Origin of the sequence: Litchfieldia stipae (genome assembly GCF_014837155.1) — a bacterium.
Taxonomy (GTDB): domain Bacteria; phylum Bacillota; class Bacilli; order Bacillales; family Bacillaceae_L; genus Litchfieldia.
On record NZ_JACYHA010000023.1, the window covers coordinates 1 to 19044 of the forward strand.

Here is a 19044-nt window from a genome sequence, read left to right on the forward strand (position 1 = left end):
CATACCGAACACGGAAGTTAAGCTCTTCAGCGCCGATGGTAGTTGGGGGACTCCCCCTGTGAGAGTAGGACGTCGCTAGGCAAGACAAAAGATCAGTTCCTTTTGGAGCTGGTCTTTTTTGTGTTTTAGATTATTGTTTTTTAGCATATTAAAGGACGAAATAAGAGCAAAGCCAGATTGAAGTGTCCTGTTGGGGCATTTAATAGGACAAAGTAAGAACAAAGCCAGATTGAAGTGTCCAGTTGGTGTATCCAATAGTACAAAGAAAGAGCAAAAAACGAAAGAACTGTCTTGTTGGGGTATCCAATGGTACAGAACAGGAGAAAATCCCGAGCGAACTGTCTTGTTGTAGCATCCAATAGGACAAAATAGGAGCAAATCCCGAGCGAACTGTTCTTTTGTAGCATCCAATATGACACTTCAAGAGCAAATCCCGAGCGAACTGTCTTGTTGGAGCATCCAATAGGACAAAATAGGAGCAAATCCCGAGCGAACTGTTCTGTAGGGTCATCCAATAGGACAAAACAGGAGCAAATCCCGAGCGAACTGTTCTGTAGGGTCATCCAATAGGACAAAACAAGATCAAATCCCGAGCGAACTGTTCTGTAGGATCAGCCAATAGGACAAAACAAGAGAAATTCCCAATCGAAGTGTCCTGTAGGGTCATCCAATAGGACAAAACAAGAGCAAAGAACGAGCGAACTGTCTTGTTGGAGCACCCAATAGGACAAAGCAAGAGCAAAGAACTAGCAAACTGTTCTGTTATAGCAGCCAATAGGACAAAACAAGAGCAAATCCCGAGCGAACTGTTCTGTTGGTCATCCAATAGGACAAAGCAAGAGCAAAAAACTAGCAAACTGTTCTGTTGGTCATCCAATAGGACAAAGCAAGAGCAAAAAACTAGCAAACTGTTCTGTTGTTGGTCATCCAATAGGACAAAGCAAGAGCAAAGAACGAGCGAACTGTCTTGTTGGAGCATCTAATAGGACAAAACAGGAGCAAATCTCGAGCGAAGTGTCTTAGGGGAGCATCCAATAGGACAAATCAAAAGAATAAAACAGATAAACAAGCTAAGTCAATGCCACTAATGTCCTGTAAGCCAGTCAAATAGGATAAAACAGCATAAAAAAAACTAAATGCCTCTCTTTCCAATTAAAAGAGGCATTTAGCTTTGTATCGAAGGCAATTTCCGCAAAAGTTCTTCTTATCTACGACTTCTAGTTTGTTGCTCAACCAGCCGACTCATCAAAAACAATGAATTACACATTCTCCTTCTTTGCAAAAAATGTTTGTTGCTTTTGTTGAACCTTTTGGAAAGCGTGATTTGCAAACCACATAATGATATAAGCAGTTACACTTCCTGTGAAAAAGAGCGTTAATCCAGGTATTTTAAATAGAATGAAGAAATATGCAAGGATACTAACAGACATCATTATTGTTAATAATGGATTTAAAGCCATCACTAAAAATGAATTCTTAAGAACTTGTCTAATATTAATATCGAAATGAACCAGGATAGGGAAGACATAGAGCGATATTAAAAGAAAAATAACAGAAACGACTAGTAAAGGGATAAACAGAATAGCAAAAAATCCAATGTCAGGGGATTGGAAAAATCTAATATCAATGAATAAGATAAATCCGATCACAATTAAAATTAGCCCAATTAGATTACTCTTAAGAAATTCTGATTTGTATGATTGCCAAAAGGTTTTAAAGACAGGGATGTCGTCCTCTCCCATTACCCATTTTCGTGTTACGGCAAACATGGCAGTAGTGGCAGGAAATAACCCGAATACAACGAGTCCTGCTAGTGTAAAGATTGTCCAAAGTAAATTTACATAGGCAAGTCTTGAGATAATCAATGTGATTTTATAAAAGCCGCCCATCAATCCGGAAGTCTGCATAAGTAATTCCTCCAATAAATGATTAATACCCTTTCATTATACATTAAATAGGACAAAGAAGAAGATTTTCATTTAATTGTCAGATAAAAATCCATTTGTACGTACAAATTTAATCCGTGGTACAATAGGTGAAAGAAACGATCTATTTTTTTAGATGATGACGGGGTGACCTAATGAAAGAAAGAAATATTCCGAAATACCTACAATTAAAGCAAGAGATTTTATCATGGATACATTCTGGCAGGTTAAAGATGAATGGCCAAATTCCTACAGAGAATGAACTGGCCCAACAGTTTGAGGTCAGTCGCCATACGGTTCGACAAACATTAGGTGAACTCGAAAAAGAAGGCTGGTTATACAAAGTGCAAGGGAAAGGATCCTTTGTGTCTAAGCGTGAAGCAAATAAAGGCAAGGATATTAATCTAATTGGGATATTAACAACATATATTTCAGATTATATTTTTCCACATATAGTTCGTGGGGCTGAAGAAACGTTAAGGACAAAAGGGTATCGTCTTCTATTATCTAGTACCGATAATCATAAGGAGAAGGAAAAAGAAAACTTAGAAATGTTAATGAATCAGCCGTTATCGGGATTAATTATAGAGCCAACTAAAAGTGCTCAAGGAAATCCGAATTTAGAATTCTACTTATCCCTTGAGAATAAAAACCTACCATATTTAATGATTAATGAAAGATATCCAGAGCTATCATGTCCTTGCATAAAAGTGGACGATGAATTGGGTGGATTTTTAGCAGCAGAGCATTTAATAAAGCTTGGACACAAAAGGATCATGGGATTTTTTAAGACGGATGATATTCAAGGGGTGAATCGTCTGAAGGGATTTATCCGTGCTCATCAAAAGGATCAAGTTGTTATGAATCCGGTAAATGTGATTACCTATGCAACAGAAGAGAAAAATGATAAGCCACTAGAGAAAGCACTAGAAGCGATAAAGCGAAATGAAGAACGACCTACTGCATTTGTTTGTTATAATGATGAACTGGCGATTAAGCTCTTAGAAGTCCTGCGTCAAGAGGGACTAAGCATACCAAGTGATCTCTCAATGGTTAGCTTTGATGATTCGCTATTAGCTACTGCAACGGAAGTGAAGTTTACTACATTAAGTCATCCGAAGGCAGAAATCGGGAAGAAAGCAGCTGAAGTTCTTTTACAGATGATAGAGAATCCTTCAATTAGACAGAATGACTTTATATTTTCACCTGAGTTAATTGTTAGGGATTCAACGAGAATAATATAAAGTTATGTACGTACAAATGAAAAATAACTAGAAAATTTGTACGTACAATTATATAATGAGTGTAGAATGATTTTTTCGAACAAGGAGCTGAGATGATGCTTGAAGAATTAAAAAAGGCTGTATTTGAGGCTAATTTGGAATTACCTAAATACAAAATGGTGACGTTTACATGGGGCAATGTAAGTGCGATTGATAGAGAAAGTGGTTTAGTTGTGATTAAGCCAAGCGGAGTAGAGTATGAAGATATGTCGCTTGAGGACATGGTGGTTATAGATTTAGAGGGTAATAGATTAGAAGGAGAGTTAAAACCTTCGTCAGATACTCCTACTCATTTAGCGTTGTATAAAGCGTTTCCAACCATCGGTGGAATTGTTCATACACATTCTCCATGGGCTACAAGCTGGGCTCAAGCAGGCAGAAGTATTCCTGCGTTAGGAACAACACATGCAGATTATTTTTATGGGGAAATCCCTTGTACAAGAAAGATGACAGACGAAGAAATTCAAGGTGAGTATGAATTGGAAACGGGTAACGTCATTATCGAGCATTTCCAAGGGGTTAATCCTTTATTTATGCCAGGCGTACTTGTGAATGGTCATGCACCATTCACTTGGGGCAAGGATGCACATAACGCCGTTCATAATGCTGTTGTATTAGAAGAGGTTGCAAAAATTGCATCAGAAACAATGAAATTAAATCCGAATGTAGAGCCAATTAATCAAGCGTTATTAGACAAGCATTTTTTACGTAAACATGGTGCGAATGCTTACTATGGTCAAGGGAACTAACAACGGTAATTTATTAATATCATAAAAATAGTAGGAGGAATTCACAATGAAATTAACGAAGAACTATGAGTTTTGGTTTGTAACAGGTAGTCAGCATTTATATGGACCTGAAACATTAGTAGAAGTAGCCGAGCATTCAAAGGTAATTACAGAAGGAATCAATAGTAGTGAAGAGATTTCTTATAAGATTGTCTTTAAGCCTGTTCTAACAACTCCAGATGATATTCGTGCGTTATGTATGGAGGCTAATCATGATGAGAATTGTGCTGGAATTATCACTTGGATGCACACGTTCTCACCAGCGAAAATGTGGATTGCTGGATTAACAGCATTACAGAAGCCTTTATTACATCTTCATACACAGTTTAATCGTGATATTCCTTGGGATAGCATTGATATGGACTTCATGAACACAAATCAATCTGCACATGGTGACCGTGAGTATGGTTTCATTGGGGCACGTCTTGGAATCTCCCGTAAAGTGGTGGTTGGTTATTGGGAAGACCAAGAAGTCCTTGAGAAAATTGGTACTTGGACGCGTACAGCAGTGGCAGTAAATGAAAGCAAGCATTTGAAGATTGCTCGTTTCGGTGATAACATGCGTGAAGTAGCTGTTACAGAAGGGGATAAGGTTGAAGCTCAAATTAAATTTGGCTGGTCAATCAATGGCTATGGAATTGGTGACCTTGTTCAAAGAATCAACGATGTGTCAGAAGAAGAGTTAAACAATTTAATGAAAGAATATGAAGAAACGTATGAATTTACTCCTGAAGGATTAGTGGAAGGGCCAGTAAGAGACTCAATTAAAGAGCAAGCAAAGATTGAATTGGGACTTAAAGGATTCCTAGAAGAAGGGAACTTTGGTGGATTCACAACAACGTTTGAAGATTTACATGGAATGAAGCAGCTTCCAGGTCTTGCTGTTCAACGTTTAATGGAGCAAGGCTATGGATTTGGTGGAGAAGGTGACTGGAAGACGTCTGCACTTGTTCGCTTAATGAAAATTATGGCAGGTAATGAAGGTACTTCATTTATGGAGGACTATACGTATCACTTCGAGCCAGGAAATGAGCTAGTGTTGGGATCTCACATGTTAGAAATCTGCCCAACAATTGCAGTGACTCGTCCGCGTTTAGAGGTACATCCTCTGGGAATAGGTGGAAAAGAAGACCCAGCACGTATGGTGTTTGATGGAGCTTCTGGAGCAGCATTAAATGCGTCAATCATTGATATGGGTAATCGCTTCCGTCTGATTGTGAATGAAGTAGAAGCAGTCAAATTAGAAGAAGAAATGCCAAATCTTCCAGTAGCTCGTGTATTATGGAAAGTTGAGCCTTCGTTAAAAGACGGAGTGGAGGCATGGATCCATGCGGGTGGAGCGCATCATACTGGATTCTCCTTTAAGGTAACAACTGAACAATTACAAGACTTTGCCGAGATGACTGGCATTGAGTGCGTTGTCATTGATAAAGATACAAAAGTACAGCAGTTCCGCAAAGAATTACAATGGAATGATTTTGTTTGGTCAAATAAGCGATAATTTTTATAAAAAAACTTTTGAAGAGGGTAGACTATTTAGAGTCTACCCTTTCTTTTTGTATAGCGTTTGTAAAAAAGTTAACAAACAGATGAACATTGTTTCGTATTTTACATAAAAAAGTAAGAGTTGAAGTGTTTATTTTAAAAAGAGAATATAGTATACTAATTTATGTAACATTTGTTCATAACTGAATTAACAAAATTTCATGCGTGAGGAGGGTGTTCATGAAATTAGGAGTAGTTCATTTTGGTTCCTTTACAATGGGTGCGATAGAAGTAATTCGTACACTTATTGAGGAAAATCATCAGAATCTCTATACATTATATGGAATTGAATGGAATCGTCATACAAAAGGAATCGAACTTAAAGAACTACATACAGAATCAATCAAACAAGCAGATTATAAAGGTGATTCACTTCTGATGTCATTTCCAGATCAATATTGGAGCAATCATGAATTAGAGGAAATCGCACAACTTGATCATGTGATTGTATTAGGTGGAGAAGAGCATCATCAAATCAATTCAACGATTAATATGATTCATGTGCCAGTTTCGATTTTCAATGAGATACCCGAATCAAGCTATTCCCTAGGATATGATTCAGCTCTTAACACGGTATATTCATCAGTAGAAAAAATTCGTGATACAGCGAGTTCTTTAATTTATAACAAATTAAGAGTGTTCCCGATTCAAGTACCTGGTGAACAATTTACACCACTTGTCGAGGATGCAGCACTTGCTGTTAATGCACCATTTGTAACAAATGATCATAATGAAGGTCTCACGATAATAAAAAAGGCGATTGAGGAAAAAAATAGACGTAATCAATCATACTTATTTATTCTGATGGACTACTCTGTTGATCATAAAAGCCTAGAGCAAGTGATTACCACTGAATTTGATGTAGACTGGAAGGTCATGAGCATTAGTAAGTCCCAATGTGTCGGTCCGTTTCCTACTGCATTGGATCAGATTTATATAAGAAAGCTTAGCACTATGTTATTAGATTTAATAAATAAAGGTCTAGAGCCTGGACGTTTAGTGATTCAAAATCATGAAGTTATTTTCAAAAAAAAGTAAAAAGTCGGAGGGAACAACAATGTCAGTAAGTGAAACAGTAAATTTAGAGCAATTAGCTATTCATTCAATTCGTACACTTTCAATTGATGCGATTGAGAAATCTAACTCAGGTCACCCAGGAATGCCAATGGGAGCAGCACCGATGGCGTATACGTTATGGTCAAAATTCATGAATCATAATCCAAGCAACCCAACATGGTTTAATCGTGATCGCTTTGTTTTATCAGCAGGTCATGGCTCAATGCTTTTATACAGCCTATTACACTTATCTGGTTATGATTTATCGATTGATGACATCAAGAATTTCCGTCAATGGGGAAGCAAAACACCAGGACATCCTGAGTTTGGTCACACTCCAGGAGTAGATGCAACAACTGGTCCGCTAGGTCAAGGTGTTGCTATGGCTGTTGGTATGGCAATGGCAGAAAGACATTTAGCATCTGTCTACAACAAAGACAGCTTTAACGTAGTTGATCATTTCACTTACAGCATTTGTGGAGATGGCGACTTAATGGAGGGTGTATCTGCAGAAGCAGCTTCATTAGCTGGTCACTTACAATTAGGGAAATTAGTCGTTCTATATGATTCAAATGATATTTCACTAGATGGTGACTTAGATCGTTCGTTCTCAGAGTCAATCGAACAACGCTTCAAATCTTATAATTGGCAATACATCCGTGTTGAGGATGGAAATGATATTAAGGAAATTGCAAAAGCAATTGAAGAAGCAAAGAGTGATCTTACACGTCCAACCATGATCGAAGTAAAAACAACGATTGGATATGGTTCTCCAAACTTAGCTGGAACGTCAAATGTACACGGTGCACCACTTGGAGCAGAAGAAACAAAATTAACAAAGGCTTCTTACAAATGGGAATTCGAAGAAGATTTCCACGTGCCATCTGAGGTTTATGCACACTTTAAAGAAGTGATCAAAGACGCTGGTGAACAAAAAGAAACAGAATGGAATGCATTATTAGCTGAATATAAAAAACAATATCCTGATTTAAGTAATCAATTGGAGCTAGCGATTGCTGGAAAGCTACCTGAAGGATGGGAAAAAAGCTTACCGGTCTATGAAGAAGGTAAAAGCTTAGCAACTCGTGCATCATCAGGAGAAGCACTAAATGCAGTTGCAAGCAGTGTTCCTCAATTCTTTGGAGGTTCTGCTGACTTAGCAGGATCAAATAAAACAATGATTAAGGGCGGAAATGACTTTACTCCAGCAGATTTCAGTGGCCGTAACATTTGGTTCGGTGTACGTGAATTTGCAATGGGTGCAGCATTAAACGGAATGGCGCTTCATGGTGGTGTGAAGGTATTTGGTGGAACATTCTTTGTTTTCTCTGACTACTTACGACCAGCAATCCGTCTTGCAGCTTTAATGAAGCTTCCTGTAACTTATGTATTCACACATGATAGTATTGCCGTTGGGGAAGATGGTCCAACACATGAGCCAATCGAGCAATTACCATCATTAAGAACAATGCCTGGATTATCAATTATCCGTCCAGCAGATGGTAATGAAACAGCTGCTGCATGGAGAACTGCCGTTGAATCAACAGATACGCCAACTGCACTTGTTCTAACTCGTCAAAACTTACCAACACTACCTGGTACAGATAAAAATGCTTATGAGGGTGTTCAAAAAGGAGCATACGTGGTATCTCCAGCAAGTTCAGATCAACCAGACGCATTAATTTTGGCTACAGGTTCTGAAGTAAGCTTAGCAGTGGAAGCTCAGAAGGTATTAGCGACTGAGAATATTCAAGTATCGGTTGTAAGTATGCCATCATGGGATCGCTTCGAGAAGCAATCAAAAGAATACAAAGAATCAGTGATTCCAAAATCAGTGAAGAAACGTCTTGGCATTGAAATGGCTTCTTCTCTTGGCTGGGAACGCTACACAGGTGACGAAGGAGATATTCTTGCCATTGACCAATTCGGGGCATCAGCTCCAGGTGAAAAAATCATGGCTGAGTACGGATTCACAGTTGAAAACGTGGTTTCACGTGTAAAGAACTTAATTAATAATAACTAATTTAATGTATGACACAAACAAAGTTGGTTCAGCGATGTGGTTTACTACAAAAGAAGTAGTTGAGACAAAGTTTGAACCAACTTTGTTTTTTGATTCTAAAGGATTAATAGGTGCGGTTAAATGGAGAATGAAAAACTAGCTAAAATCGTTGAAGCAGCAAGATTATATTATCAATTAGACTATAGTCAGCAGGATATTGCAAAAAAACTAGATGTTTCTAGGCCTACTGTCTCAAGGCTGCTTAAACAGGCGAAAGAGTTAGGAATTGTTGAAATAAAAATCAACAACCCAGTAGAGACCGGTGAAATTCTAACAGAGCAGTTAAAAGCGAAATTTGGATTAAAAGATGCGTATGTCATTTCAGTTCCTGAATTTGAAAACGAAATCATCAAGAAATACATAGGAGAAGCTGCAGCAGCTTACTTATATAATGTTATTAATGAAGGCGATATTGTTGCAACATCTTGGGGAACAACGATTTATGAAGTGGCCAAAAACCTGAAGCCTAAGAATATATCAGGTGCTCAAATTGTCCAATTAAATGGAGGAATTAGTCATTCAGAAACAAAAACATATGCATCTGAAATCATCCATTTGTTTGGTGAGGCATTTAATACGCCAACATTTCTATTGCCACTGCCAGCGATTGTTGATCACATCGTCGTTAAGCAGGCAATTGAAGCTGATCGCCATATTCATAAGCTATTGGAAAAAGGAAGAGAAGCGAATATCGCCATCTTCAGTGTAGGTATCCCAGAAGTTGATTCAGTCTTATTACAAGCTGAATATTTCTCAAACAGTGATAGAGAGTTAATTCAATCGAAGGCAGCGGGCGAAATATGCTCAAGATTCTTCGATAAGCAGGGGTATATTTGCATAGAGGGGCTAAATGATCGAACGATTGGGATTCAACTTGACGAATTAGCGAAAAAGGATAAATCCATCCTGATTGCAGGTGGTCCGCGAAAGCTTGATGCTATATATGGGGCACTTAAGGGCGGCTATGCTAATGTGTTAGTCACTGATGACTTAACTGCCAAAATGTTATTAGAACAGGATTACTAAAACATAAACAACTCATCCTTTTTCTAGAGATGATTGTTTATGTTTTTTTTATTTGAAATAACAGATAATAACATCATATCCACAGCGAAATGAGGTTTATCCACATCATTATCCACATGTCGATCGCTTTCATATAGAGTTTTGTATACAAGTATGCTCTTGTTATCCCCAGTTATTATGAAAAAAAGCACAAAAAAATTAACATTTTTTTCATATTATTTTGGTGTATTACGATATAGGTTGGGTAATAATACTTCCATGATGTTCATAAGGAGGATGAAAATGGAAGATAAACAATCGAATAGTGAAGACGTATTAACGAATCGACAAGGGCATCCAGTAACAAATAATCAAAGTGTACGAACTGTGGGGAATCGTGGACCAACCACATTAGAAAATTACGATTTCCTTGAAAAAATTAGTCATTTTGACCGCGAGAGAATCCCTGAGCGTGTTGTTCATGCCCGTGGTGCAGGGGCACACGGTTACTTCGAGTCGTATGGTACATATGGTGATGATCCGATTTCAAAATATACTCGTGCAAAGGTATTCACGGAGAAGGGAAAGCAAACTCCAGTATTTATCAGATTCTCCACAGTAATTCATGGAGGACATTCTCCAGAAACATTGAGAGACCCAAGAGGATTTGCTGTTAAATTCTATACCGAGGATGGGAACTGGGATTTAGTTGGGAATAACTTGAAAATATTTTTTATCAGAGATCCTCTTAAGTTTCCAGATTTAGTGCATGCCTTTAAGCCAGATCCAGTCACAAATCTTCAGGATGGCGAGCGTATTTTTGATTTTATTTCTCAATCACCAGAAGCAATGCAAATGATTACCTTCTTATTCTCACCTTGGGGAATTCCTGCAAACTATCGTCATATGCAAGGATCAGGTGTTCATGCATATCGTTGGGTGAATGATGAAGGGAAAGCAGTGCTTGTTAAATATCACTTCGAACCAAAGCAAGGGATTAAAAATCTAACTCAAGCTGAGGCGGAAGAAATTCAATCAAAGAACTTTAATCATGCGACTCAAGATTTATATGAAGCAATTGAAAATGGAGATTATCCAGAATGGGAACTCTTTGTTCAAATCATGAGTGATGATGAGCATCCTGAGCTAGATTATGATCCTCTTGACCCAACAAAGCTTTGGTATAAAGAAGATTTCCCATGGGTGCCAGTAGGGAAATTAGTGCTAAATAAGAATCCTGAGGATTACTTTGCAGAGGTTGAGCAAGCTGCCTTTGGTACTGGGGTCCTTGTAGATGGACTTGATTTCTCAGATGATAAGCTTTTACAGGGGAGAACATTCTCTTACTCTGATACACAAAGATACCGGGTTGGGACAAATTATCTAAAGCTGCCAATCAATGCTCCGAAAAAACATGTAGCAACCAATCAACGTGGTGGGCAAATGGAATATGTAGTGGATAAAGGTGAGAAACAAAATCCACATGTAAACTATGAGCCATCGATCATTGGAGGACTAAAGGAAGCACAACAAACTGGCAAAGAGCATACACCTTATGTTGAGGGTGAAGTGAAAAGAGAAAAAATTGAGCGAGAAAATAATTATGGTCAAGCGGGTGAAACCTATCGCCGATTTACTGATTGGGAACGTGATGAGCTGATTAACAATTTAGTTAACACATTAAAGCCTTGTCGCAAAGAAATTCAAGACCAAATGGTTGAACATTTCACAAAATGTGATGAAGAATATGGAAGAAGAGTCAGAGAAGGACTTTCTATGGCCGATAATGATCCAAACGCGACTCATCGTGGTCCGATTGGGGCAACAGATACAGAAGAAGCTGTAAAGCAAGCAGAACAAATGGGTCACCCGTCAGATCCGTATTAATAATCAACAGGAAAAAGACCTCTTGGGGTCTTTTTCTTTCTAGTCAGCTGGTGCTGCTTCTACGGCAATTTGATACGCATCGAGAATGGAGTTTTTTTCTTGAAGATCTTCAATCCCTACGAGGTACTGCTCCTCATCTTCATCCTCAATTCTCATCAAGAGAGTTTCCTCGCCATCCCTTAATAACGCATAGGAATCCTCTTCCATATCAAATAATGCTTCAATACGATAATCTCTAATCACGCCATTCTCATCTTCAACCGTAATCGTATCTCTAAGCTCTTCGTTCTCCATCTTGTTCACCTCCAGGTTGTTATAACCATAAATTCCCCCACAAGCTGAAGATTTTCTCTATATAAAAATAACCAGTCATTTGACTGGCAATGGAGATGTTGCATTCATTTATGGATCTATTCAGTCACAACAGGGCTAATGTCTTCCAGTTCTTCATTTGTAGCACCTTGGACATCTGTTGTCTCTGATGTTAAGCCGTTCCATTCATTTGTGAAATCAACCCAATGGGTTAATCCAAAAATCACATCCATCATTTGCGTAAATTTAGCCACAATCATCAGTCCTTTTATTCTTTAGCGTTCCAAGTCACCCTTGGATTATTCATGGAATTAAAAAGTTGCAAGATCGAACATTCAATGGGTATCCTTAGAGTAAATAAATGCAGCAGGAGTGAGAACACTATGGAAAAAACGATTGGTTTTATTGGCTGTGGAAAAATGGCTCAATCCATTATTCAAGGCCTAATTAGAGCTCAAACCATTGAACCTACACGTATTATCGCAAGTGCAAAGTCGGATGAGACCCTTGAAAAAGTAAGGAATACATATGGCATACATGTCACATTAAATAATTTAGAGGTAGCGCAAAAATCAGATTTTCTCGTCCTTGCCGTCAAACCTAATTTATATCAAACAGTTATTGATGAAATAAAAGACAAGTTAAATGAAGCAACTGTCATCATAACGATTGCTGCAGGGATAAGTTTGGATGGATTAGAAGAACGTTTTTCTAGAAAAGTTAAGGCTGTTCGAACGATGCCAAATACCCCTTCCTTAGTTGGTGAAGGAATGACAGCTATGTGTCACAATGACCTAGTCACTGATAAAGAGTTACAACAAATCAAAGTTCTTTTTGAAAGCATTGGGAAAGTCGAAGCGATCGAAGAGAGATTAATGGATGCGATTCCGGCTGTAAGTGGATCGTCTCCAGCTTATGTGTATATGTTAATTGAAGCTCTTGCTGATGGTGCTGTTCAACAAGGATTTACAAAGAAACAAGGTTTGAATATGGCAGCCCAAGCTGTATTAGGAGCAGCAAAAATGGTGCTCGAAACAGGAATCCATCCCGCAGAATTAAAGGATCATGTTTGCACCCCAGGTGGTGCAACAATTGAAGCAGTTGTTAGCTTAGAACAAACTCAATTCAGAGGAACGATTCTAAAAGCAATGGAACAGTGTACAAAAAAATCGGTGCTGCTATCTAAGTAAAATGAATGACAAACTCCTCAAATATTTTGATAACCAGGTGAAGGGGGCCACCAAAATTGTGGCTCCCCAAACAATCCACAACTACTTAATATCCATTTGAAACATTTTTCCAATTTATGTAACCTTTCCGTTCTCTAAAACGTCTAATACTTATGGGAGATAAAACAATAACATATTCAGTAATATATTTGTAATATTTGTAATAAAATTCCTAGTAAGCACAAATGGTGACATTAACTTTTAGTATGGGAGAGAGTGCGGTTGAAAAGGAAATGGGGACTTTTATTAGGAATTTCAGTATTACTAGCGGGGTGCAGTGTTGAAGCGAAAGCAACAGTAAAAGGAGAGGCAAGTCCAGCTACACATTTAGAAAAAGAAATCCAAATGTCAGCGAAACAATTTGAACATGAATTAACGTTGATTGACCAAAGAAATGATTCTGTCATTCAATCACTTAAGCCATTTGATTATACAGACGAAACACAGTATGAAGAAGAAATGAAAGCATTAGTGAAAGAGCTAGCTTCGGTATATGATCAACCAATGATTCCCGCACGCATCAGTCAGGATGGGAGTCTAATTGACGGACAAAGCAGAGTCATCCTAGATGAGCAAGCGTTGTTAGAACAACTTACGAATGTGTCAGTATTTGATAGGGTAGTAGAATTGCCTATTACAGAGACAGAACCTAACGTAAGTATGGAAACCGTAATGGGACTTGAGGAGGTTGTGTTAGGGAGTTATACTACGAGATTTGACCCTTCTGTCAAAGGCAGAACAACGAATATTGCGTTATCTGCAAAAGAAATTGATCAAATTGTCTTAGGGCCAGGGGACCGTTTTTATTTTAACTTAATTGTAGGAGATTCAACGCCAGATAAAGGTTATCAGCTTGCTACTGTTATTGAAAACAAACAATTTGTGACAGGGTATGGTGGAGGCATCTGTCAAACATCAAGTACCCTCTATAATGCAGTTGAAAGAGCGGGACTAGAAATCATCGAACTTCATCATCATTCAAAAGAAGTAGGCTATGTTCCAAAAGGAAAAGACGCGACCATTGCATATGGATTCAAAGATTTTAAATTCATCAATAACAAAGACTACCCAGTCGTCATCAAAACAATAATGAACGAAAGCGCTGGTACATTAGAAGTGCAAATCACATCAGCAGGACGCTTTGTTGCAGGACAATAAATATACTATGATTAAGAGCTATTGAAATAAGTGCACACCACTTATCTGATAGCTCTATTTATTTACCAAGTTTATGAAAAAAATGGACAAATTGTATGATTTCTTTGTTAAAAAAACAAGTAAATACATATAATCCTAAAAGAGGCAAAAAAGGAGGCTGTACATTGCGTTTTTTTGTGTTTAGGATTTCTTTGTATTGGGTGGCAACTATTCTATTAAGTATCAAAACATATATTGTGAGCAAAACGGTATTTGATCTGGGAATTGATACAGCGATTGCTGAGATCATTTTAGTATTAAGTACGGTAAGTGCCATTATGCTTCTTCTATCAGCTTCATTATTTGTGAAGAGGAAGTATCATCAATCTGCCCTATTCATTATTTATTCCATTATATCTGTTGTATTATATGGCAATGTTCTCTACTACCGTTTCTTTAATGATTTTATTACAATCCCGGTGATGTTTCAGTCGATGCACTTGGCCAATCTTGGTGGGAGTCTATTCGGGTTGATTGGATTGCTAGATCTCCTATTGTTTGTAGATTTACTCTTGCTGATTCTTCTTTCAAAAAGATTACACTTAAGAAGTGAAGTGATCAATCAAAATAGGACAGCCATTCTTACTATGGGGATAATCTTACTTCTTCTGAATACAGGATTAGCCCATAAAGAACGACCAGAATTATTAACGAGATCGTTTGATCGAAAGCTGCTTGTGAAAAATATTGGTCTCTATGCTTATCATGTATACGATTTCTATCTATATACCAATACGAAGACAAAAATCGTATTAGCTGATAATAATGAGCTGACTGAAATCATTAATTATGTCAAAGCGAATGAACAGAAACCTAATCCAGATTACTTTGGGGCAGCTAAAGGGAAAAATATTATCATGATTGCGCTCGAATCAACACAAAGCTTTGTTATTAATAATAAGGTAGAAGGGCAAGAAATCACGCCATTTCTTAACCAATTAATTAAAGAGCGGGGAACCTATTATTTCTCGAATTTCTACCATCAAACCGGACAAGGTAAGACGTCTGATGCAGAATTTATTATTGAGAACTCGCTTTATGGACTTCCGAGAGGAGCGGTGTTTTTTTCGAATCCGGAAAATCAATACCATACTTTAGCAAGTGTCTTAGGGGAAGCGGGTGACTATTATTCTGCGGTTTTTCATGCGAATAATAAAAGCTTCTGGAATCGAAACGTAATGTATAATGCAATAGGCTATGATCGCTTTTATGCAGAAGAGGAATATAAGATCAGTAAGGAGAATTCAATTGGCTGGGGCTTGAAGGATGAAGAATTCTTCTCCCAAACGATTCCGTATTTAAAAGAGCTTCCACAGCCTTATTATGCAAAATTACTGACCTTGACCAATCACTTTCCGTTCACTCTAGCACAAGCAGACGAGATTATTCCTGAATGGACATCAAAGGATGGTACGGTGAATCGCTACTTTACAACCGTAAGATATCAGGATGAAGCCCTAAAGCAATTTTTTGAGAAGATGAAGCAAGAGGGGTTATATGATAATTCTATTTTTATCCTGTATGGAGACCATTATGGTATATCCGAAAATCATAATAAAGCAATGGCTCAGTTTTTAGAAAAGGAAATAACACCATATGAGACGATTCAATTGCAACGTGTCCCTTTTATCATTCATTTTCCAAATCGTACGGAAACGAAAGAAATCACTACGGTTGCTGGACAGGTTGATGTCAAACCAACGATTCTTAACCTGATGGGGATTAATGAACAGGGAGCGATTCAATTTGGGAGTGATTTATTTTCAACAGATAAGCGACAATTTGTGATTTTGAGGGATGGAAGCTTTATAACGGATAAATATATCATGACTGGAAATAACTGTTACATACGTGATACAGGGATGAAGGCTGCGAAAGAATCCTGCAAACCTTACATGTCATTAGCAAAAGAAGAGCTTAATTACTCAGATCAAATCATATATGGTGACTTATTCCGATTTCTTGAATAAAGTCATTGAAAAAAGGCTCACCTTTTTTAGAGTGGGCCTTCTTCCATTTTGTTAATTACCAGCCTACGTAAGCTGAACCAACAATAATTAAAAGGATGAAAAGTACAACAATTAACGCAAAGCTGTTTCCATATCCTCCACCTGCGTAGCTCATAGTAGCACCTCCTTTAACAGAGTTACTATAATCTATGCGTCCTTTTGATGATGTGAAATGGACATCGGTGGAAAAACAAAAAAGTTTTAACAATTGATTTTCAACAAAATATGTTAAAATAAATCCTATATGAAAAATTCGAAAAAAGGGAGAATTCCATGAAAAAAAGCTCAATCATTGCTCTTTTATTTATTCTTTGTGGAGGAGGCATTATCGGCTATTCTGGATGGGAGATCTATAAGACCAAGGCAGAGACATCTAAGTCTTTGGTTGAAGCTAAGGAATTAATTCAACAGGGACGTGAGAATAATAGTCAGGAAGTGATCAAAAAATCTGACGTGAAATTCGGTGAAACCATCGGAATATTATCGATTCCTGTTTTGAATGCAGAGCTACCAATTGTTGAAGGTACTGATCCTGATGATTTAGATAAAGGGGTAGGGCATTACCGAGGTTCTTACCTTCCAGATGAAAATGGACAAATTGTTTTATCAGGACATCGTGACACGGTCTTTCGGGATATGGGAAAATTAAAGCTAGGAGATACGTTAGTCATTCAATTACCAACAGGGGATTTCACTTACAAGATTACCAATACGAAAATCGTAAGTGCAGATGATACAAGCATTATCACCTTACAGGACGAGGAAGAAGAATTAATTCTTACAACCTGCTATCCATTTAGCTATATTGGTGATGCTCCAGACCGCTATATTATGTATGCGGAAAGACAATAATTGTTCGAATTCACAAGGCAGAAGCTTGCCTTGTTTTTTTATGGGGTTTGGTTTTCTTTCATAACATTTCTCTTACGGATCGAATGCATTGAAAAATGAATAAGTAAAAATAAACAATAAATGGAAAGTGTCATTAACCCTACAAGATCTTGCTTAAATAAATCGAGAACCAAGCTAATCCCTGTTGCTATATAGAGACCTGCCAGGAAGGTTCGAATTTGTTTATTTGAATAGCCTTTTGTAAAAAGGGAACCGATTTGTCCACCGAAAATGGCCCCAATAATTAAGATTCCACTGATCTCATAATTAAGGGGTGTATTGAAGGCATATGAGGCAAAACCAGCTGTGACAATTAACAGAACACTAAAGAGACTTGTGCCAACAGCATATTTAGGCGTAAAGGAAAGAACACTAATTAATAATGGGACAATGATGAAGCCACCACCAACACCCAATGTAGCCGAAATGAAACCGGCGAAGAATCCAATCAGAATTGTTTTACTGATGACTTGAACACGAGTATTCTTTTCTATTGTACTAGCTAATATTTGCTCTTTTTGTCTCCGTAATAACGAGATGGAAAAATAACAGATTAACAGAATATATAAAATGGGGACGACTGTATCTTCGATCTGTAACCTTTCAATATATAAAACAAATGGATGTGCAAATTGTGTGGCAATGATTCCACTGATGCCAATTAGAATTGCAGGCTTCCACTTAATATGATGTAACCGATAATGGGCGAAAGAGCCGGAAAGGGAAGTAGCAATTGTATATAATAGGCTTGTCGCAATGGCTATAACAGGATTGAAAGCAAGTAATAATAGAATTGGTGTAAGGATAAATCCTCCTCCAATTCCAAAGAAACCAGACAAGATTCCAATTCCCAAACCTAAAGAAAGATAAAGAATAATTTCTGGCAATTGAGAAACTCCTTTCTTATGACCATCTACTAACCCTTATCTATTTTGTGATGGCATAAGGATTTTAAACATGGTTAAGGTTAAAAAATGTCTCTCCTCCTATCATACAGAAACCATGTTGATTATAGAAGGGCATGAACTCATTCTTATGTAAAACTTTAAAACGTGATGCCCAAATTTTCCATTGATAATACATTTGCATGACAAACAGCAAATTAAAATGCAGGATAGGAGAAGCTATGTTACAATTATTAGTATTCTTTAAAAAAAAGGAGAGGTAAAATGTTTTTTAATAAGAGTAAGGGCATCATTGTAGGCTTAAGCTTGATCTTCGCATTAGCTGGTTGTGGATCAAACGATAAATCAACAGACGAATCGTCAAAAAAGGATGAAGTCGTGGCAAGTGTCAATGGACAAACGATTTTGTCATCTGAATATAGCTCTGCATTAGAGCAGTATAAATTAAATTATGCACAGAGCGGCATCGATGTTGATAGTTTGGGTGAAGAAGAGACGAAGCTACTCGAACAGCAGGCACTAGATCAATTAATCAATAATGAATTAGTCCTCCAAGCTGCTGATAAAGATGAAATTGTTACTTCTCCTGAAGATGTGACGGCTAGTTTAACTGAAATCAAAGGCCAATTTGAAACAGATGAACAATATAATGAAGCATTAGAAGCGAATAATTTGACTGAAGAAGAGTTAGAAGCTCAAATTGCTAAGGATTTAAAAATTAGTAAATATCTAACGTCAAAGATTCCGACACCAGAAGCAACAGACGAAGAAATTAAAGAAATGTATGATCAATATACAGAAGTAAGTGAAGAAGAAGAGTTACCTACACTTGAAGAAGTGAAGCCGCAAATTGAACAAACCATTGTTCAGCAAAAACAGCAACAAGAAATTCAAGCATTACTTGATCAGCTAAGAGAAGATAGTGAAATCGAGAAATTTATTTAATAAAT

Annotated in this window: 17 protein-coding genes and 1 rRNA gene; 13 read left to right on the top strand and 5 right to left on the bottom strand. The window is 37.5% G+C overall.

The window, feature by feature from the left end; all coding sequences use genetic code 11:
• Window positions 1-81: ribosomal RNA gene (gene rrf, locus F7888_RS23170) — 5S ribosomal RNA — on the top strand; the annotation flags it as partial.
• Between the two features lie 1178 nt (window positions 82-1259).
• On the opposite strand, the gene F7888_RS19145 is transcribed toward rrf, so the two are convergent.
• On the bottom strand, window positions 1260-1907 hold the full coding sequence (locus tag F7888_RS19145; RefSeq protein WP_191782387.1) for a YesL family protein: 648 nt from the start codon (window positions 1905-1907) through the stop codon (window positions 1260-1262).
• Window positions 1908-2080: 173 nt separating this feature from the next.
• Here F7888_RS19145 and F7888_RS19150 point away from each other — a divergent pair, with 173 nt between their 5' ends.
• The 7 genes from F7888_RS19150 to katX all read left to right on the top strand — a co-directional run bounded on the left by F7888_RS19150 (window position 2081) and on the right by katX (window position 11551).
• Window positions 2081-3169, top strand: a complete 1089-nt coding sequence (locus tag F7888_RS19150) for a GntR family transcriptional regulator (protein ID WP_191782390.1) — start codon at window positions 2081-2083, stop codon at window positions 3167-3169.
• 95 nt (window positions 3170-3264) lie between these two features.
• Window positions 3265-3957, top strand: a complete 693-nt coding sequence (araD, locus tag F7888_RS19155; RefSeq protein WP_191782393.1) for an L-ribulose-5-phosphate 4-epimerase — start codon at window positions 3265-3267, stop codon at window positions 3955-3957.
• 46 nt (window positions 3958-4003) lie between these two features.
• On the top strand, window positions 4004-5497 hold the full coding sequence (gene araA / locus F7888_RS19160; protein WP_191782396.1) for an L-arabinose isomerase: 1494 nt from the start codon (window positions 4004-4006) through the stop codon (window positions 5495-5497).
• A gap of 224 nt (window positions 5498-5721) precedes the next feature.
• Window positions 5722-6579 carry a 6-phosphofructokinase gene (locus tag F7888_RS19165; RefSeq protein WP_191782398.1) on the top strand — a complete coding sequence of 286 codons (858 nt, stop codon included), beginning with the start codon at window positions 5722-5724 and terminating at the stop codon, window positions 6577-6579.
• A 19-nt stretch (window positions 6580-6598) separates the two neighbouring features.
• Entirely contained in the window at window positions 6599-8620 is a 2022-nt protein-coding gene (gene tkt / locus F7888_RS19170; RefSeq protein WP_225228902.1) for a transketolase, read from the top strand.
• 120 nt (window positions 8621-8740) lie between these two features.
• A complete protein-coding gene (locus F7888_RS19175; protein ID WP_191782403.1) occupies window positions 8741-9685 on the top strand; it encodes a sugar-binding transcriptional regulator in 945 nt (314 codons plus the stop codon).
• Window positions 9686-9967: 282 nt separating this feature from the next.
• Entirely contained in the window at window positions 9968-11551 is a 1584-nt protein-coding gene (gene katX / locus F7888_RS19180) for a catalase KatX (protein ID WP_412096018.1), read from the top strand.
• Between the two features lie 39 nt (window positions 11552-11590).
• On the opposite strand, the gene F7888_RS19185 is transcribed toward katX, so the two are convergent.
• Together F7888_RS19185 and F7888_RS19190 are read right to left on the bottom strand one after the other, a co-directional pair.
• A complete protein-coding gene (locus F7888_RS19185; protein ID WP_191782407.1) occupies window positions 11591-11845 on the bottom strand; it encodes a DUF1292 domain-containing protein in 255 nt (84 codons plus the stop codon).
• A gap of 116 nt (window positions 11846-11961) precedes the next feature.
• The gene (locus F7888_RS19190; RefSeq protein WP_191782409.1) at window positions 11962-12117 is read right to left on the bottom strand and encodes a hypothetical protein; all 156 of its coding nucleotides are present in this window, start codon (window positions 12115-12117) and stop codon (window positions 11962-11964) included.
• A gap of 129 nt (window positions 12118-12246) precedes the next feature.
• Between F7888_RS19190 and proC the strand changes: the two genes are divergently transcribed.
• The 3 genes from proC (at window position 12247) to F7888_RS19205 (ending at window position 16259) form a co-directional block, all read left to right on the top strand.
• Entirely contained in the window at window positions 12247-13053 is an 807-nt protein-coding gene (gene proC, locus F7888_RS19195; RefSeq protein WP_191782411.1) for a pyrroline-5-carboxylate reductase, read from the top strand.
• Window positions 13054-13314: 261 nt separating this feature from the next.
• Entirely contained in the window at window positions 13315-14250 is a 936-nt protein-coding gene (locus F7888_RS19200) for a VanW family protein (RefSeq protein WP_191782413.1), read from the top strand.
• A gap of 164 nt (window positions 14251-14414) precedes the next feature.
• On the top strand, window positions 14415-16259 hold the full coding sequence (locus F7888_RS19205; protein WP_225228903.1) for an LTA synthase family protein: 1845 nt from the start codon (window positions 14415-14417) through the stop codon (window positions 16257-16259).
• 55 nt (window positions 16260-16314) lie between these two features.
• Here the strand turns inward: F7888_RS19205 and F7888_RS19210 are convergent, their stop codons facing one another.
• Window positions 16315-16413, bottom strand: coding sequence for a YjcZ family sporulation protein (locus tag F7888_RS19210; protein ID WP_191782418.1), 99 nt, complete (start codon window positions 16411-16413; stop codon window positions 16315-16317).
• Window positions 16414-16571: 158 nt separating this feature from the next.
• Between F7888_RS19210 and F7888_RS19215 the strand changes: the two genes are divergently transcribed.
• On the top strand, window positions 16572-17150 hold the full coding sequence (locus F7888_RS19215) for a class D sortase (protein ID WP_191782419.1): 579 nt from the start codon (window positions 16572-16574) through the stop codon (window positions 17148-17150).
• A gap of 38 nt (window positions 17151-17188) precedes the next feature.
• Here F7888_RS19215 and F7888_RS19220 read toward each other — a convergent pair whose 3' ends face one another.
• Window positions 17189-18076, bottom strand: coding sequence for a sulfite exporter TauE/SafE family protein (locus F7888_RS19220; protein WP_191782422.1), 888 nt, complete (start codon window positions 18074-18076; stop codon window positions 17189-17191).
• Window positions 18077-18358: 282 nt separating this feature from the next.
• Here F7888_RS19220 and F7888_RS19225 point away from each other — a divergent pair, with 282 nt between their 5' ends.
• Entirely contained in the window at window positions 18359-19039 is a 681-nt protein-coding gene (locus tag F7888_RS19225) for a SurA N-terminal domain-containing protein (protein WP_191782424.1), read from the top strand.
• Window positions 19040-19044: the final 5 nt, after the last annotated feature.

Excerpts from the sequence above, each read along its gene's own strand:
- F7888_RS19145 (WP_191782387.1), bottom strand. The coding sequence starts at position 1,907 with ATGCAGACTTCCGGATTGATGGGCGGCTTTTATAAAATCACATTGATT.
- F7888_RS19150 (WP_191782390.1), top strand. The coding sequence starts at position 2,081 with ATGAAAGAAAGAAATATTCCGAAATACCTACAATTAAAGCAAGAGATT.
- araD (WP_191782393.1), top strand. The coding sequence starts at position 3,265 with ATGCTTGAAGAATTAAAAAAGGCTGTATTTGAGGCTAATTTGGAATTA.
- araA (WP_191782396.1), top strand. The coding sequence starts at position 4,004 with ATGAAATTAACGAAGAACTATGAGTTTTGGTTTGTAACAGGTAGTCAG.
- F7888_RS19165 (WP_191782398.1), top strand. The coding sequence starts at position 5,722 with ATGAAATTAGGAGTAGTTCATTTTGGTTCCTTTACAATGGGTGCGATA.
- tkt (WP_225228902.1), top strand. The coding sequence starts at position 6,599 with ATGTCAGTAAGTGAAACAGTAAATTTAGAGCAATTAGCTATTCATTCA.
- F7888_RS19175 (WP_191782403.1), top strand. The coding sequence starts at position 8,741 with ATGGAGAATGAAAAACTAGCTAAAATCGTTGAAGCAGCAAGATTATAT.
- katX (WP_412096018.1), top strand. The coding sequence starts at position 9,968 with ATGGAAGATAAACAATCGAATAGTGAAGACGTATTAACGAATCGACAA.
- F7888_RS19185 (WP_191782407.1), bottom strand. The coding sequence starts at position 11,845 with ATGGAGAACGAAGAGCTTAGAGATACGATTACGGTTGAAGATGAGAAT.
- proC (WP_191782411.1), top strand. The coding sequence starts at position 12,247 with ATGGAAAAAACGATTGGTTTTATTGGCTGTGGAAAAATGGCTCAATCC.
- F7888_RS19210 (WP_191782418.1), bottom strand. The coding sequence starts at position 16,413 with ATGAGCTACGCAGGTGGAGGATATGGAAACAGCTTTGCGTTAATTGTT.
- F7888_RS19215 (WP_191782419.1), top strand. The coding sequence starts at position 16,572 with ATGAAAAAAAGCTCAATCATTGCTCTTTTATTTATTCTTTGTGGAGGA.
- F7888_RS19225 (WP_191782424.1), top strand. The coding sequence starts at position 18,359 with ATGTTTTTTAATAAGAGTAAGGGCATCATTGTAGGCTTAAGCTTGATC.